Source organism: Pseudarthrobacter sp. BRE9, assembly GCF_031844305.1.
Taxonomy (GTDB): domain Bacteria; phylum Actinomycetota; class Actinomycetes; order Actinomycetales; family Micrococcaceae; genus Arthrobacter.
The window spans coordinates 224,398-237,763 of sequence record NZ_JAUZUY010000005.1 but is presented as its reverse complement, the minus strand read 5'-3'; the positions used below and the strand labels follow the sequence as shown (position 1 = coordinate 237,763).

General features: G+C 62.0%; 14 protein-coding genes and 1 pseudogene. 8 read left to right on the top strand and 7 right to left on the bottom strand.

Translation table 11 applies throughout. From position 1 onward, the window contains the following. Positions 1-13: 13 nt before the first annotated feature. Positions 14-1,426, top strand: a complete 1,413-nt coding sequence (locus tag Q9R31_RS12100; RefSeq protein WP_311262973.1) for an amino acid permease — start codon at positions 14-16, stop codon at positions 1,424-1,426. Positions 1,427-1,612: 186 nt separating this feature from the next. Here Q9R31_RS12100 and Q9R31_RS12095 read toward each other — a convergent pair whose 3' ends face one another. Then, a complete protein-coding gene (locus tag Q9R31_RS12095; protein WP_311262972.1) occupies positions 1,613-1,789 on the bottom strand; it encodes a hypothetical protein in 177 nt (58 codons plus the stop codon). 91 nt (positions 1,790-1,880) lie between these two features. On the opposite strand from Q9R31_RS12095, the gene Q9R31_RS12090 reads away from it, so the two are divergent. After that, the gene (locus Q9R31_RS12090) at positions 1,881-2,183 is read left to right on the top strand and encodes a hypothetical protein (RefSeq protein WP_311262971.1); all 303 of its coding nucleotides are present in this window, start codon (positions 1,881-1,883) and stop codon (positions 2,181-2,183) included. A gap of 116 nt (positions 2,184-2,299) precedes the next feature. Here the strand turns inward: Q9R31_RS12090 and Q9R31_RS12085 are convergent, their stop codons facing one another. Next, a complete protein-coding gene (locus tag Q9R31_RS12085; protein WP_311262970.1) occupies positions 2,300-3,193 on the bottom strand; it encodes an Ltp family lipoprotein in 894 nt (297 codons plus the stop codon). Positions 3,194-3,592: 399 nt separating this feature from the next. Here Q9R31_RS12085 and Q9R31_RS12080 point away from each other — a divergent pair, with 399 nt between their 5' ends. The 4 genes from Q9R31_RS12080 to Q9R31_RS12065 are packed head-to-tail and all read left to right on the top strand — an operon-like array spanning position 3,593 to position 6,014. Continuing rightward, entirely contained in the window at positions 3,593-4,450 is an 858-nt protein-coding gene (locus Q9R31_RS12080; RefSeq protein ID WP_311262969.1) for an NINE protein, read from the top strand. A 4-nt stretch (positions 4,451-4,454) separates the two neighbouring features. Beyond that, positions 4,455-5,189 (top strand): APC family permease, encoded by a 735-nt coding sequence (locus tag Q9R31_RS12075; RefSeq protein WP_311262968.1) that lies wholly within the window; start codon positions 4,455-4,457, stop codon positions 5,187-5,189. 46 nt (positions 5,190-5,235) lie between these two features. After that, positions 5,236-5,676, top strand: coding sequence for a nitrilase-related carbon-nitrogen hydrolase (locus Q9R31_RS12070; RefSeq protein WP_311262967.1), 441 nt, complete (start codon positions 5,236-5,238; stop codon positions 5,674-5,676). After that, positions 5,676-6,014 carry a nitrilase-related carbon-nitrogen hydrolase gene (locus tag Q9R31_RS12065; RefSeq protein WP_311262966.1) on the top strand — a complete coding sequence of 113 codons (339 nt, stop codon included), beginning with the start codon at positions 5,676-5,678 and terminating at the stop codon, positions 6,012-6,014. The genes Q9R31_RS12070 and Q9R31_RS12065 overlap by 1 nt, the downstream gene beginning before the upstream one ends. A 138-nt stretch (positions 6,015-6,152) precedes the next feature. On the opposite strand, the gene Q9R31_RS12060 is transcribed toward Q9R31_RS12065, so the two are convergent. Further along, complete coding sequence (locus tag Q9R31_RS12060; RefSeq protein WP_311262965.1) at positions 6,153-6,794, bottom strand: SHOCT domain-containing protein; 642 nt, start codon at positions 6,792-6,794, stop codon at positions 6,153-6,155. Positions 6,795-7,203: 409 nt separating this feature from the next. On the opposite strand from Q9R31_RS12060, the gene Q9R31_RS12055 reads away from it, so the two are divergent. Continuing rightward, positions 7,204-7,797 carry an NYN domain-containing protein gene (locus tag Q9R31_RS12055; protein ID WP_311262964.1) on the top strand — a complete coding sequence of 198 codons (594 nt, stop codon included), beginning with the start codon at positions 7,204-7,206 and terminating at the stop codon, positions 7,795-7,797. A gap of 4 nt (positions 7,798-7,801) precedes the next feature. On the opposite strand, the gene Q9R31_RS12050 is transcribed toward Q9R31_RS12055, so the two are convergent. Beyond that, the gene (locus tag Q9R31_RS12050) at positions 7,802-8,092 is read right to left on the bottom strand and encodes a hypothetical protein (protein ID WP_311262963.1); all 291 of its coding nucleotides are present in this window, start codon (positions 8,090-8,092) and stop codon (positions 7,802-7,804) included. A gap of 513 nt (positions 8,093-8,605) precedes the next feature. Between Q9R31_RS12050 and Q9R31_RS12045 the strand changes: the two genes are divergently transcribed. Beyond that, positions 8,606-8,851, top strand: a complete 246-nt coding sequence (locus Q9R31_RS12045; RefSeq protein ID WP_311262962.1) for a hypothetical protein — start codon at positions 8,606-8,608, stop codon at positions 8,849-8,851. Positions 8,852-8,864: 13 nt separating this feature from the next. Here the strand turns inward: Q9R31_RS12045 and Q9R31_RS12040 are convergent, their stop codons facing one another. The 3 genes and pseudogenes from Q9R31_RS12040 to Q9R31_RS20185 form a co-directional block, all read right to left on the bottom strand. Further along, positions 8,865-12,089 carry a UvrD-helicase domain-containing protein gene (locus tag Q9R31_RS12040; protein ID WP_311262961.1) on the bottom strand — a complete coding sequence of 1,075 codons (3,225 nt, stop codon included), beginning with the start codon at positions 12,087-12,089 and terminating at the stop codon, positions 8,865-8,867. After that, positions 12,086-12,580 (bottom strand): annotated as a pseudogene (locus Q9R31_RS12035) (PD-(D/E)XK nuclease family protein); the annotation flags it as partial. The pseudogene Q9R31_RS12035 and the gene Q9R31_RS12040, both read right to left, overlap by 4 nt. Then, positions 12,501-13,355 (bottom strand): PD-(D/E)XK nuclease family protein, encoded by an 855-nt coding sequence (locus tag Q9R31_RS20185; RefSeq protein ID WP_397428243.1) that lies wholly within the window; start codon positions 13,353-13,355, stop codon positions 12,501-12,503. The gene Q9R31_RS20185 and the pseudogene Q9R31_RS12035, both read right to left, overlap by 80 nt. Positions 13,356-13,366: the final 11 nt, after the last annotated feature.

The following is a 13,366-nucleotide window of genomic DNA, read 5'->3' as shown; positions in this document are numbered from 1 at the left end:
AAGAGGAATCCCCATGGAACAACAGACAAAGACGTCTGCCCGCCCACTCGGCGCGGCCCTCAAACCCCGGCAGCTCACCATGATGGGCCTGGGAAGCGCCATCGGCGCTGGCCTGTTCATCGGCTCCGGGGCAGGCATCCAGGCCGCCGGCCCGGCGGTGCTGATCTCCTACCTCGTGGCCGGAACGCTCATCATCCTGGTGATGTGGGCGCTCGGCGAAATGGCTGCCGCCAACCCGGACAGCGGTGCCTTCTCCGTCTACACCGCCAAGGCCTACGGGCCGGTCGCCGGCGCCACGGTGGGCTGGCTCTGGTGGCTGCAGCTCGTCGTCGTCATCGCGGCCGAAGCGCTCGGAGCGGCAGGCCTGCTGGCCACCATCTTCCCCGCGCTGCCGGTGTGGCTGATGGCCTTCGTATTCATAGTGGTGCTCACCGCCGTGAACCTGACCAGCGTGAAGAACTTCGGTGAGTTCGAGTTCTGGTTTGCCCTGCTCAAGGTGGCGGCGATCGTCGGGTTCCTGCTGGTTGGCGCTGCGCTACTGTTCGGTTGGCTGCCGGGCGTGCAGTCGCCGGGCCTGGCCAACTTCACCGGAGCCGGCTTCGCGCCGAGCGGTTTCGCCGGGATCGCAACGGCCCTGTTCGTGGTGGCGTTCGCGTTCGGCGGCACCGAGATTGTGTCGGTGGCTGCAGCTGAGACGGCCGAGCCGGCCCGTTCTGTGAAGAAGGCGGTCCGCACGGTGCTTTGGCGGATCCTAGTGTTCTACATTGGCGCCATCTTCGTGATCGCCGCGGTGGTTCCCGTGGGTTCGGCCGGGCTGAAGAGCCCGTTCGCCGCAGTGCTGGAAGCCGCCGGCATGCCCGGTGCAGCCACGGCCATCACCCTGGTAGCTGTGGCAGCACTGCTGTCCGCCCTCAACGCCAACCTCTACGGTGCTTCGCGCATGGCGTTCTCTCTGGCCGAGCGGGGTGAGGCGCCGCGCGTGCTTGCCGCGGTGTCCAAAGCCCGGGTGCCTGTGGTCGCAGTCCTGGCCAGCGTTGCCTTCGGCATTGTCACGGTGGTGCTGGAGCTGGCGTTCCCGGAGAAGGTCCTTCCCGTCCTGCTGAACATCGTGGGCTCGACCTGCCTGCTGGTGTGGACGTCCGCTCTCCTGGCGCAGCTCGCGCTGCGCCTCCGTGCCGACCGCGAGGGAACGGCGCTTCCGCTGCGGATGCCCGGCTTCCCATGGCTGACTTCCCTTGGCCTGCTCATCCTCGCGGCGATCTTCACGGTGGGCTTCATCGGCGAGGATTCACGCCCCCAGCTCCTGAGCACTTTCGGGCTTGTGGCGCTGCTGGCAGTGGGGTGCTGGATGAACCACCGCTCGCGGGAGGTTCCGACCGCTGTTGAAGCAGCTGACGAGATCAAGTCTCAGGTGCTTGTCGACTGAAGTAGACGCGGCGGACCACTTCGCGGCTCCCCTGTACACGAGGGGCGCGTCCGGCTTGGTCCGGGCGCTCCCCTCGGGTTGCCACATAGGAGGGACTGCTTACACTGTGGCAGCCACCGAAGGCTCTGTCTTCTGCACTGGCTCGCGGGCGATCCTGCCCACCAGAACGGGGCCGGCACCGGGACTCTACTTCGTAACGTGAACGACCACTGCCTTGTCGACGGCTTGGTCCGCTCCCGCGTTATCGATTCCCGTAACTGTCCAGTTGCTGAGCAACAGCACGGTCTTGCCGGTGCTTGCGTTGTAAACGATCTTCTTGAACCCCAAAGCGGACAACTCGTCATCGAGTGCCTCTGCGTTCATTCCGGCAACGTTGGCCGGAATCACGGCAGTGGCTGCAGCAACAGGTGCTGGCGCTGGGGCTGCAACGACGGCAGGAGCAACAGGTTCAGCTGTGACCGTCGCCATCGCCATCGCCGTCACTGTTGCTGTGGCGGTCACGGTCGCCGTAGCTGTCTGGGTCACAGTTTGGGTGACGGTGGGAACTGCTTGGGGTGAACCCGAGCAGCTGGAAAGAGCCAAGCACAGGAGCGCGCCGCCCGCCAAAGTTTTGGTGAGTTTCAAACTAATTCCCCTTCTAAATATGATCAAGAATTTGCATGAGCTCACGCGGCGATTTCTCGTCCAGTTATCCGCCGAAGCCTCTGCAGCAAGCTTTCAATTTCAGGCGGATCTACCGTCGGTGCTCAAGAATTAGGAGTCCAATAATGTCCCCCTAGAAAGCATCCAGGGGGACATCTTGGCCAAATTCATATTTTGGTTGCCGATGTCAACATGCTGGCAGCCATGTTGACGCGGAGTTGTGACGGGCCGCTAAAGGCCGGTCGTGCTCACGCCGTACTCGGCCTGCTCCGGCGTGAAGCCGTTGAACATCAGCTGGTCGACCAGATCGCCGCGTGAGAACGAGGTGAACTTAAGGTAGCTCGCGGCTTTCTTGGCGGCCTGCTCGTTCCAGTTGGCGTTCACGCGATCCACAGCCCACGTTGCATCGTCAGTTGAAAACTTGTTGTACTCCAGTTGCCCGATCAGTTCGGTACGCGAGAAAGCGCTGAAGTTGAGGTAGCTCTCGGCTTTCCGCAGAGCGTTTTGCTGGCTGACCGTGCCCTTCTTGGCAGCAGCTTCAGCGTCGGCGGCGGCCTTAGCAGCTGCGGCGTCAGCGGCAGCCTTGGCCTTGGCGGCAGCATCGGCTTCGGTCTTTGCCTTAGCCGCCGCATCAGCTTCAGTCTTGGCTTTCACAGCGGCCGCAGCTTCGGCCGCTGCGACGGCGGGGTCTTTGGTGGGGGTGGGTGCGGCAGACGCGGTCTGAGCTGCGGCGGCCGGCTTGGGAGTGGAAACAGCTGGGGCGGACGAGGGAGCAGAGCTCGCACGGGCCGAGTTGACGACGATGCTAAGGAGGATAACAACGCCGGTGACGATCAGGGCCACCTTCTTGTGCTTGTCGTAACCTTCCAGCGGAAGTCCCTGCTTATCTCGAGTCTTGTTTGCCAGCACCAGGATGAGGTCTACCAGGGCCCAGATGCCAAGGCCGCCGAAGGTGACGAGCTTCAGGATTCCAGTTCCGACCTTGCCCAGGTAGAACCGGTCAACTCCGACGACGCCGAGGAGGAGGGAGAGCAGCCACGTCACGAGGAATGACTTGTTGCTTACCGCCGCCTGACCGTAGCCGTACGTTGGAGGATATGGGGCGATGTAGGGTTGCTGGCTCATAAGAGTCCTTTCATAGGACACCTGACCGACGTGCGATGCGAAGCGTGCGGGGTGGGTGCGGTGATGGACGCAATGAGGGTAAATAAGTCCTGAGCGTCGCCCGCAAACGCGGAATTCCGCGCCAACCGATAGATACAGGCATCTTCGCTTCCCCCATAGCGTCGCGGGCGAAGATACCCGCAAAATAAAAGCTACTTTCTGAGGCTCAAGAATCAATCAATGTTGTCGCAGGATCAGCGCAGCAGTCGGACAGGAAACTACCGATTAAAGACAGAATTATTCGCACTGACTCCAAATAGCCGCGCGTTAGTCAATGCCGGGCTACAGTTTTCTTAGATGTCGGAGTACGCTGACCAAGCAAAAGCATTCAAATATAGGATTGATTCAAATGGGGAACCAATGGGCAAAATGAAGGGCAACCGCCTTAACACGGCTGCAAATGTCGGCACCTTTGTAACTGGCCGCCAGCAGTTGAAGCAGCAGAGGAGCATGGCAGCAGACACTAATGCGCTCCTGCAACAGCAGAGGGCAATGCTGGAGATACAGAAGCAGCAGGCCTATGAGGCCGACTATGACCGGCTGCTGAACCGCACGGATCGGGCTGTGGCCGAGGGGCGTATGACACGAGGCGAGGCGGACTATGCCCTGTTGACGGCCCGCACCGATCGGGCGGTGGCTGAGGGGCGCAAGAACCCCAATGAAGCCTTCCATGAACTCCTTGTCGCCCGCGCTGACCTGGATGTGGCCGAGGGGCGGCGCAGTCGCGACGAGGCGGACGCGCACATAGAGCTCGAGTGGTACAACCATCTCAACCCGGCACCCAAGCCAGGAACCCGAGTTACGCATTCATTCGGTGCCATGCTCACTGCGAGCCTCAACTCCGCGACAGCGGGATGGTACAACAAGGAGCCTGGCGTTGCCCGCCGATGGGACGGGGTGCGATGGACGATGGAGACCATGCCTGCGCCAGCAGCCAAGGAGATTGCCCGCCGCGAATGGCTGTCGGTTACACCTGAAGGACGGGAGCAAAAGTCGAGGACGACAGCTGGAATTTTGGGCATCCTGCTCGGCTTCGTTGGCGCCCACAGATTCTACTTAGGTGACAAGGGGTGGGGCGTTGTGCAGGCTGCCGTGTTCCTCCTGACGTTCGCATTTACCTTCGGGCTTATCGGCCTGTGGGGTGTCATCGAGGGCGTCATGATCCTGTGCAAAGCGAATACTTTCAGCCGCGACGCTTCAGGAGTACCGCTCAAATAGAAGGTTGATCAGCCCTCTCTGCACCACCCTCACCGAGGAAACCATCAACCCGCGCCGCACCGTGCCGCGCGCCATCATGCTGGTGGCCCTGATCGGCGGCGGCATCTTCGTGGCGGTGTCCTACGTGACCCAGCTGGTCCACCCCGGCGGGGTGTTCGAGGACTCGGCCTCCGCGGCCAGCTCCATCGCCCTGCAGATCGGCGGGCAGCTGTTCGGCGCCGTGTTCCTGGCCGGCCTGGTAGTGGCGCAGTTCGCCTCCGGCCTCGCCGCGCAGGCCAGCGCCTCCCGCCTGCTGTACGCGATGGGCCGCGACTCCGTCCTGCCCAAAGCGGTCTTCGGCCGGCTCAGTGAGAAGTTCCACACCCCGGTGGCGAACCTGGTGGTCACCGGCGTTGTGGGCCTGATCGCGATCTTCCTGGACGTGGCCACCTCGACGTCGTTCATCAACTTTGGTGCCTTCACCGCCTTCACGCTGGTGAACGCCTCGGTGGTGTTCCACTATGTGCGCCAGCGCCGCGCCGGGCAGCAGCTGAACCCGGTGTCCTACGTGGTGGTCCCGGTGATCGGCGCGATCATCTGTGCTTACCTGCTCTCCCAGCTGGACAGCAACGCCATTACGCTGGGGGTGTCCTGGCTGGTGCTGGGCGTGCTGGTCCTGGCCCTTATTACCCGCGGCTTCAAAGCCTCGCCGCCGGAGATGACGGCCACGGAGAAGGCGACGGTCGAGGCGGCCGCCTGACCCTGACCGTTTGTACGTGGCCGCGGGGCCGAGGGAAGGAATACTTGTGAGGTTTGCGCTGGGGCAGCTGGAATCGGGCGCCGACATCCGGGCCAACCTCGCCGCGATCGACCGGTTCACCGCCGAGGCAGCGCGCGACGGCGCCGCGCTGGTCGCCTTCCCGGAGTACGCCACTTACGAGAAGAAGAAGGTGGACGCGACGTTCCCCGCGGTGGCCGAGCCGCTGGACGGGCCCGTCTGCCGGGAACTTGCCGATATCGCCCGCCGCCATCGCATCGCACTGGTGGCGGGCGTGGTGGAAACCTCGGAGGAGCCGGGCCGGGCGTACAACACGCTGGTGGCATTCGGGCCCGACGGCGGCCGGCTGGCTTATTACCGGAAGATCCACCTTTTCGACGCGCAAGGCTTCGGGGAATCCACGTTCATCAAGCCCGGACCGTCCACCGCCCCCGTGGTGTTCGAATGCGGGGAGTGGGGTTCGGGCTGATGACCTGCTACGACCTGCGGTTCCCGGAGCTGGCCAGGTCACTGGCCGACGCCGGCGCGGAGGTTCTGCTGGTCTGCTCGTCCTGGGTGCCGGGCGAGCACAAGACGGAGCAGTGGCTGGCGCTGAACTCGGCAAGGGCTATCGAGAACAGCGTGTACGTGGCGGGGGTGTGCCAGGCGCCGCCGGTGTCGGTCGGACGGAGCGTGCTGGTGGACCCGATGGGGGTTGTTGAGGCTGACCTTGGGCTGACGCCGGGTGTGCGGGCGGTGGAGGTTTCGCTTGAGACGGTGGACCGGGTGCGCGAGTCGTTCCCGATGTTCCGGCAACGGCGGCTGTAGGGCCGAGAAAACTAGCTGGCTGCCTTAAGCGCCGGGGGGGCGCGGGTCATAGCGGTAGCTTCGGAAGTGGTAACTGTCGACCTCTAAGTCGGGACGTTTTCACATCACTGCCGTACCAATTATTTCAATTTTTGGGCGTCAGAGCCGGTTCAGCAGCTCTGCCTTCTTTGCGTTGAACTCATCGTCGCTGAGAATGCCCGCGTCTCGCAGGGAGGCGAGTTTGGAGATTACTTCTGTGACATCGGGTGTAGTGATTGCCGCTTGGTCCGCTGGCGGAGTCTTGGTTGGGGCAGGGAGTCGATCCTTGATGATTCCCGATACGAGCGAAAATGCCTGTTCTGTCACTGTGGGTTTCTCCACCGGACCCGGAACGAGCTCCCCTGGCGATGGTTCAGTCGTGAGCGCACGCTGATGTTCAAGCACGAGTTCCAAGTGTTTGAACATCTCGTCAGGCAACTTGATCAGTGAGCGCTTGCCGTCCGCCCAATCGACGCGCACGACGTGAGACGATCCCATGGCGTTGAGCGTCGCGCCGACCGCCGCTGAAGCTGCCTTTCCAAACCGCCCTGGAAGGATGGCTCCGGCTACCGCCTTGCTCACTTCGCCGACGGGGTTGCCCTTCCCGTCCGTGATAACTTCGTCCCACTCGGCGACGTTTTCAGGAGTCAACTTTCGGAACTTGAGCCCTGCTTGCACAACGAGTGTGCTGCCCATTGGGGTGGACACAGTCGCACCTTTGTAATTTCCACCGACGACGCGCCCGTAACCCACCATGGCCATATCCTAACTGTGACCGGAGACAACAGGACGCATTCGTGCAGGAGCGTGCGCCTCAGAGGAGGGCTGCAGGACATCTATCCGTTGCTCTCGCGTAACACATGTCGGGGTGGTGAGGTTCCGGCGGCATGCAGGACCGTTGGTTGGAACCGGACTGCACAGGTACTTTCATCGAACCCTTGACGACAGCAGCCATGTGGCGCTACCTTGAATTCAGGAATTTCCCTGCGCCCTCCCGGCGTGGGGATTCTGTTGTTTAGGCACTTATAAGAATGCCCACGATCTTGGATCTAACCGGTGGATAAGCCGCTTGGATTAGTTTTGGATATTCTCATAGCCTAAATAAAACTCTATACACACAAGTGCCGTCACGGTTTCGTGGCGGCTTCATCTGTTAAAGGAGAAGATTGAAATGGAGAATCTCGGCATTTTTATTGACTACTCAAACGTACATCTGGTGGGACACGGCTTATTCGCACCTAATCTTGACCGTTGGTCCACCCATCTTTCTCCGCAGCTTCTGGCGGGAAAGATCATCGAATCGCGGAAGAACGAATCGCGGCTATCGGGGATCTTCCTTTACCGAGGCAGCCCCGACAGATTCAGGGATCCTGAAGCGACCAAACGGTTCCGGGTTCAGAAGGAACGATGGAGCGAGGACCCATTGTTCCAGGGAACCTATCCGCCAATGGTTTATGGTTCTAACCGCTTGCAGCCCAAGGAAGCTGGAGTTGACGTGCGGCTTGGTCTGGACTTTGTAAAGGCTGCGCGGTCAAAGGAGTTCGACGTAGTCGTACTTTTTTCTGGTGACTCCGACCTGTTCCCAGCAGTAGAGGACGCTGTACGGACCTCGACTCGCGTGGAACTCGCCGCTTGGTCGGACGGCCCATCAACGCCTGGCAATCTCGTGTCCCACCAATCTGTCAAGGCATTTCACATTTGGACTCACAGGCTGAGCGAAGAAGTGTTTTGGGATTGCCAAGACGATATCTCCACCGCCGCCTGATCGACTAGGGAGGAAATATGTACAGGAACTTTGCACCATGCCAAGGGGAGGTGCCTTTTCTCAGAGGACAAACCATGGCTATGACAGATTTAAGGTCCTTCTCAATGGCGAACATGTAACTCGTCCAGTACTTGCCCGTAGGCTCGAGGCTTACGGTGTTCGATTCAAAACCGATGTCACTGGCCGAATCTCCCTCCTTGTCCATGGCGACCTGTCCGGTCAGGCTGTAGCGAACCGCAGACTGGAACTCAGCCAGAAGCTGTTGAACGTGCTGTATGAAGACCACTGTGGTCATCACGTTTGCGTAATCTCGTCGTCCGGGCTCTGGGATCTCATGCAGGGCGGTTCAGCACGGTGCTTCCATGATCATGTAGTCCACCTATCGGGGCTGAGCTGAAAGTCCGATAGCTCAGAGCGTTCATCACGCTGGTGGGTTTGGGAACCGACGACGGTCGGCTGAATTTTCACGGGAAAATCGGCCTTCTCGATGCGCACGCTTTAAGAGAATCGGCCTTCATCAAGGCCGCGCCGTCCACTACCCCGTGGTCTTCGAGCATGGGGAAGGCGGACTCTATGAACCTACGTGCTGGGTGAGATCATCGAGGCGGGCGACCGCGACCTGCACTTATCGTGACGTCTCCACGCAAAGGAGCTTGGTGTAGATCTGACAGGCCGTGGAAGCCGACCTCACAGCTGAGCCACAGAACGGCGACAGCGTGAGACGGACCGGCTGGTTACAAAAAACGCTTGGCGATAAGAACTTTTTGTAAGTCGGGGAAATGTCCACGCCAGCCGTTATGTTGCAACCATGACTAAGAACGGCGCGACAAGGAAGAGGTCTGCGACAAGGAAGTGCCCGGTCTGCGGGCATGAGTCTTGGCGCATCTTCTACGGCATGGTTATGCCCGACGTCAGGGAGCAGTATCCGAAAGCGGAGTTTGCTGGCTGCGTCATAACCCTAGAACAACGGATCTATCCTGATACCGGAAAAGTCGAGTGGGGAACACTTGGCTGGGTGTGCCAGGATCAGGGGTGCGGTCACCGCTGGTGGTAACCGCACCCGTGTTCTAGGCCTGGCTGATCTCGTACACTCTTCCCAGCGCGGGGAAGTGGATCAGGGTCCGCAGCACCGCCTTTCCTGTGGCAGCGAGAACCGCGCTCCGGTAGGCCGCCATTTGGCCAAGATACTTTTCACGCACATGGCCTTCAGGATCGCTACCCGGATACGTCTTGTGATCCACAAGCACGTATCCGTCAGGCCCTTCCAGCAAAAGGTCGATCCACCCCTCCATCACCCTGTTCTCCGGCCGCCAGCCGACCGGGGCCTCACGATGCCGAATCCATGCGGGGAAGGCTGTGTTCAAGTACTCCTCGAAGCGCGCTCCCAATGTCACGAGGAGTTCGGGCGCGACCAGATGCCCGATCTTCCAACGTCCGATGATTCGTTCTGCGAGGTCTCGCTGCTGCGGGGTGTCGAGGGCGCCATATGCCGTGCCGAGGTAGGCATGGACCGCGCTGCCCACGGCGCCCCATTCATCCGCGCCGTGCTGCGCCAAGCGGGGGCCCAGTTCGGCAGCCAGGAATACGGTTGCCTTGTCCCCGTCCGAACCCTCGGAGCTGGCAGTGAGACGCGACGGCGGATAAAGCGCGGGAGGTAGCTGACTCTGCGCATCAGTGAACCGCGCGACCCACCCGGGTGCGGCCATACTCTGCTCCGCCGGTTCGAGCGTGGCCACACGTGCCGAAAAATCGCCGCCGGCAACGTTCAGAGTCCCCAAAGTACCTGGCAATTCAGGGTCCTCGATCGGGCCCGCTTGGGAGTAGCTGGCTCCCGGCTCCTCGGCTGCCGACCAAGAAAGCAGGGACTCGACCCCGAGGTTGTTCAGCAGGCCGGGAACGTTGCCCTTGCCCGTCAACACATTGGTCTCCACTGCCCGGGTCATGCCGACGTACATCAGCCGTGCCATGTTCCGCCGCTCGCGCTCCTCGGCGTCCAATGCCACTTGGCTTTCTTTGCCGCGGGCATCGAGAGGTGAACCCGAATAGGGGAAAGGGCTGGGCCAGAACCGGATCCAGCGCCCGGCGAGAGGTTGTTCAAGGTCGAGAGTTCCGTCCTGCTCCACAGCGGCACCGAACGCCGCGAAGCGCAGGTCCTTGTCCAGCGCCTCCATAACAACGACGGGCCATTCCAGCCCCTTCGCCTTGTGGTAGGTGAGGACGTTGACGACGTCCGGGCCGGCGTTCTCGGCCGACTGCTGCTGTTCGGAACCGAAGAATGTCAAGAATCCCCGTAAGGTGGCGGACGAGCGGACCGCCAGGCAACGCTCGTAGTAGTCTTCGAGGGCGCCGCGGAAAGCGTCGAGATTGCGCAGCCGTGTGGCAGGCGCGGACCAGGACTTGATAAGCGGCGGAAGGCCCAGCACGCCAGCCACCGCTTCGAAGATTTCGGTCGGCGTGGCCGTCTTGGCCTGGGTTCGCAAGCTGGCCAGTGAGGATAGCAAGGGATCCATGTTCCAGCCTTCAAGCACCGCGGCCGGGTCGACGGCGGACAAAAGCTGCTGCTGCCACTTCCCGTGGGCGTGATGGCCGGGATGGAGGGCGACGACTTCGGTGAGGGCGACCGTATCATAGCCGTCCGAGACGTAGGCCATGCCGGCGCGAGCCAGCTGTATCTCGCGGGCGTCGGCGAGCCGGCGCGGATTGCGGCTTGCTCGGATGCCCAGGGCGTCAAGTGCAGCAGATAGAGCTTCGACGTCGGCATTCGACCGGGTCAGCACGGCTACGTCGCCCGGGTGGATCCCATGGCGGCGCGACAAGAGATCAGCCACGCCGGCCGCCGTCGCGCGCAGCCGTTCACCGTCGTTGGTTTGCGGACGCGTCCAGGCTTCGAGATTCCCGGCCGACCAGCTTTTGTGGTCTTCCGGCAGCTCTAGGTGAACGGTCTCCGGCGCCATTCCATGCCTGGCGAAGACCGGTTCGAAGACTGCGTTGGAAAGGTCGACGACAGCTTGGTGGGATCGCCAGGAATGCGAAAGCTGGCGTCTGGTCGGCACACGCTCCACCACCGCCTGCATCAGGTCCGGATCGGTGCCCCTGAATTCGTAGATGGACTGCTTCGGATCGCCAACCCACACGGCCTCCTTGACCAAGCGGCTGAGCTGCAGAAACAATTCCAGCTGCAGCGGACTGGTGTCCTGGAACTCGTCGACAACCAGGAAGCTGATGCGGCTCGCGAACGATTCGCGGAACGCTTTGCTGGTCCGGGCCAGTTCGAGGACCAGCGTCTCCTGGTCCACGAAGTCCATTAGCCCATGAAGCCGTTTGAACTCTGCGTAGATGGTGAGACATTCAGCGGCACAGGCAAAGATACGCCGAATGTATTGCTGCAGGTCCGAGTGGAATGCCGGGTTGGAGAGGAGTCCCTGGTGAATTCGTTCCCGCAGGTCCCAGAAGATGGCTTTAATCGGGGCGGCAGGGCCGGACGCGATGAAGCCGCGCCAGATCTCCCACGGGGTGTCATCGACGTTGACCGCCTGGTCGATCTTCTGGATTACCTTGGGGTACTGCTCGAGGAAACCCTTCGACGTGACGTTCGCGGCCTTGCCGTCGTGGCCGATTCCCGTTCTCGCAAGGGTGTCCAGCTGTGCCCGCCGCTCAATGAGCTCCCGGTGCCACGCCTGGCGTTCGTCCTGACCCGGTCCGTCCAGCAGTTCCCGCAGCCCGTGCCAGGAGCGCTCTGCACAGCCAACAAGGTCATCGGCACTTAGGAGGTTGGTGCGGGCGGCGTCGACGATCCCGCGTACGGTCTCCTCCCACGGTTGGACGTCACGTGCCCCGTTTCCGTCCGTTCCCATACGGCGCGCGATGGGCAGGATGTCGGTCCCATGCTCGGCGAGGATGGTGTCAGTGGCCAGGTGGAAGATACCTTGGAGTTGTTCCTCACCGATTACTTCGAGCGCGGGGGAGAGCCCGGCGTCGATTGCGTGTTCCTGGAGAAGTTGGCCGCAGACGCTGTTGACGGTCCCGATCAGGCTCGCAGGCAGTTGCTGGGCTGCGCGCTGCAGTGATGCCGCGAGGCCAGCGTCCTTCGTGGGGGCTCCGGATTGTTCCAGAAGCCGCGCACCAATGCGCTCCTTCAGCTCACCTGCTGCCTTCTTGGTGAAGGTTGTCGCCATGACTGCGCCAGCCGGCAGTCCGTCCTCGATCTTTCCCGCGATGACCTGGGTGAGATGGAAGGTCTTTCCGGTTCCGGCACTTGCCGAGACCATAGTGACGTTATCCAGCAGGTTCATGAAAAGTCCCCCTTTAATCCGCAAAGCACGCCGAAGTCGCAGAAACGGCAGGGTGGCTTGACGTGGTGCCGTCCAGCATCAGCGTCCATCTGAGCACGGTCCGGAGCGGATTCGGCTCGGGCGTCGTCGGCCGGCTGCGTTGCTGTGATCCGGCCGGCGAGGACCTCCTCAATGGTGAATTCCGCCGCGGCCACCGCCTGCGTCCAAAGCTGGGCGGGCTCGACGGCCCGGGGCAGCGGTGTGCCGAAGTGCGGGTGGGACGAGGCAAATGCACCCTGTTTGAGCAGGTAAAACGCTGTCGGGTCATCGGGCGGGGCATCGCCGGGATGAAGGGCCCACTGGTAGAGGGCCAGCTGCAGCGCGGTACCTTGCTGGATTTCCTCGCGGCGGTACTTGGCGTTGTTGGTCCACTTAAGGTCTACGACGACGGTGCGGCCTTCGGTGTCGATGCCCATCGCGTCTGCACTGCCCTTCACGGCGACGCTGAAATCTTCGCCCGCTGCGGAGAGCTTGGAGGTCTTTCTCGAATTCCTGTTCCATGGTTTGGAGCACGATGCCGCCGCGCGAGAGTTGGCTGAAGAACGTGCTGATCGAGGCCACGAGGGTGGCCGTGATTGCGGACCGCCGGCGGGACTGGCCTGGCAACAGCAACTCCGAGGCGAAGTGCGGCATCAGTTCGTCAATGGTCAGGCGGATTTCTGCTTCCTCCGGAACTGCCCGGGTTTCCCCGTCAAGGTGCTGGTGGAGAACCTCCACTACTTTGTGCGCGAAGGTCCCGAGCATTTGGTTGTCTGTGGGGATGCTGGCGGCATCGGCCACGCCCAGCTTTGACTTCTTCGCGAGCACCCAGGCGAGGGAGCAACCGAGCAACGTCGAAAGCTGGCTGAAGGACAGCCGCTCCGGCCGGAGTGAGGGACTTGGGCCAACTTCGTGGACCGGTGCGGGCGGGACGGGCAGGTGCCGATTCACGGGGACCAGTTGGGCCCTTCGACCGGCGAACTGCCAGCGGCCATCCGGACCGGTGAGCTCGGCTGGCGTGGTGCTTACTTTGGCGAGGCGCGCGGACAGGGACTCAGCAGCGCGCTCTGCATTGGGGAGAGGCTGGGCTGCGACCAGTGTTTCAAGGAGCGGATTGCCTTCGGTGCGTTCACCAAGGAGTTGCTCAACCTGGACGATGACCAGGTGCCGGCAACGGCCGGCTGCGGAGAGCGTCTGCTGTGTTGACAGGGCGGCAAGGTCTTCCGGCGAGGGCAGGTCCACGCCCATTCTGGCGAGGG

Coding starts and splice junctions, on each gene's coding strand:
- Q9R31_RS12100 (WP_311262973.1), top strand. CDS start 14: ATGGAACAACAGACAAAGACGTCTGCCCGCCCACTCGGCGCGGCCCTC.
- Q9R31_RS12095 (WP_311262972.1), bottom strand. CDS start 1,789: ATGAACGCAGAGGCACTCGATGACGAGTTGTCCGCTTTGGGGTTCAAG.
- Q9R31_RS12085 (WP_311262970.1), bottom strand. CDS start 3,193: ATGAGCCAGCAACCCTACATCGCCCCATATCCTCCAACGTACGGCTAC.
- Q9R31_RS12080 (WP_311262969.1), top strand. CDS start 3,593: ATGGGCAAAATGAAGGGCAACCGCCTTAACACGGCTGCAAATGTCGGC.
- Q9R31_RS12065 (WP_311262966.1), top strand. CDS start 5,676: ATGACCTGCTACGACCTGCGGTTCCCGGAGCTGGCCAGGTCACTGGCC.
- Q9R31_RS12060 (WP_311262965.1), bottom strand. CDS start 6,794: ATGGCCATGGTGGGTTACGGGCGCGTCGTCGGTGGAAATTACAAAGGT.
- Q9R31_RS12055 (WP_311262964.1), top strand. CDS start 7,204: ATGGAGAATCTCGGCATTTTTATTGACTACTCAAACGTACATCTGGTG.
- Q9R31_RS12050 (WP_311262963.1), bottom strand. CDS start 8,092: ATGACCACAGTGGTCTTCATACAGCACGTTCAACAGCTTCTGGCTGAG.
- Q9R31_RS12045 (WP_311262962.1), top strand. CDS start 8,606: ATGACTAAGAACGGCGCGACAAGGAAGAGGTCTGCGACAAGGAAGTGC.
- Q9R31_RS12040 (WP_311262961.1), bottom strand. CDS start 12,089: ATGAACCTGCTGGATAACGTCACTATGGTCTCGGCAAGTGCCGGAACC.
- Q9R31_RS20185 (WP_397428243.1), bottom strand. CDS start 13,355: ATGGGCGTGGACCTGCCCTCGCCGGAAGACCTTGCCGCCCTGTCAACA.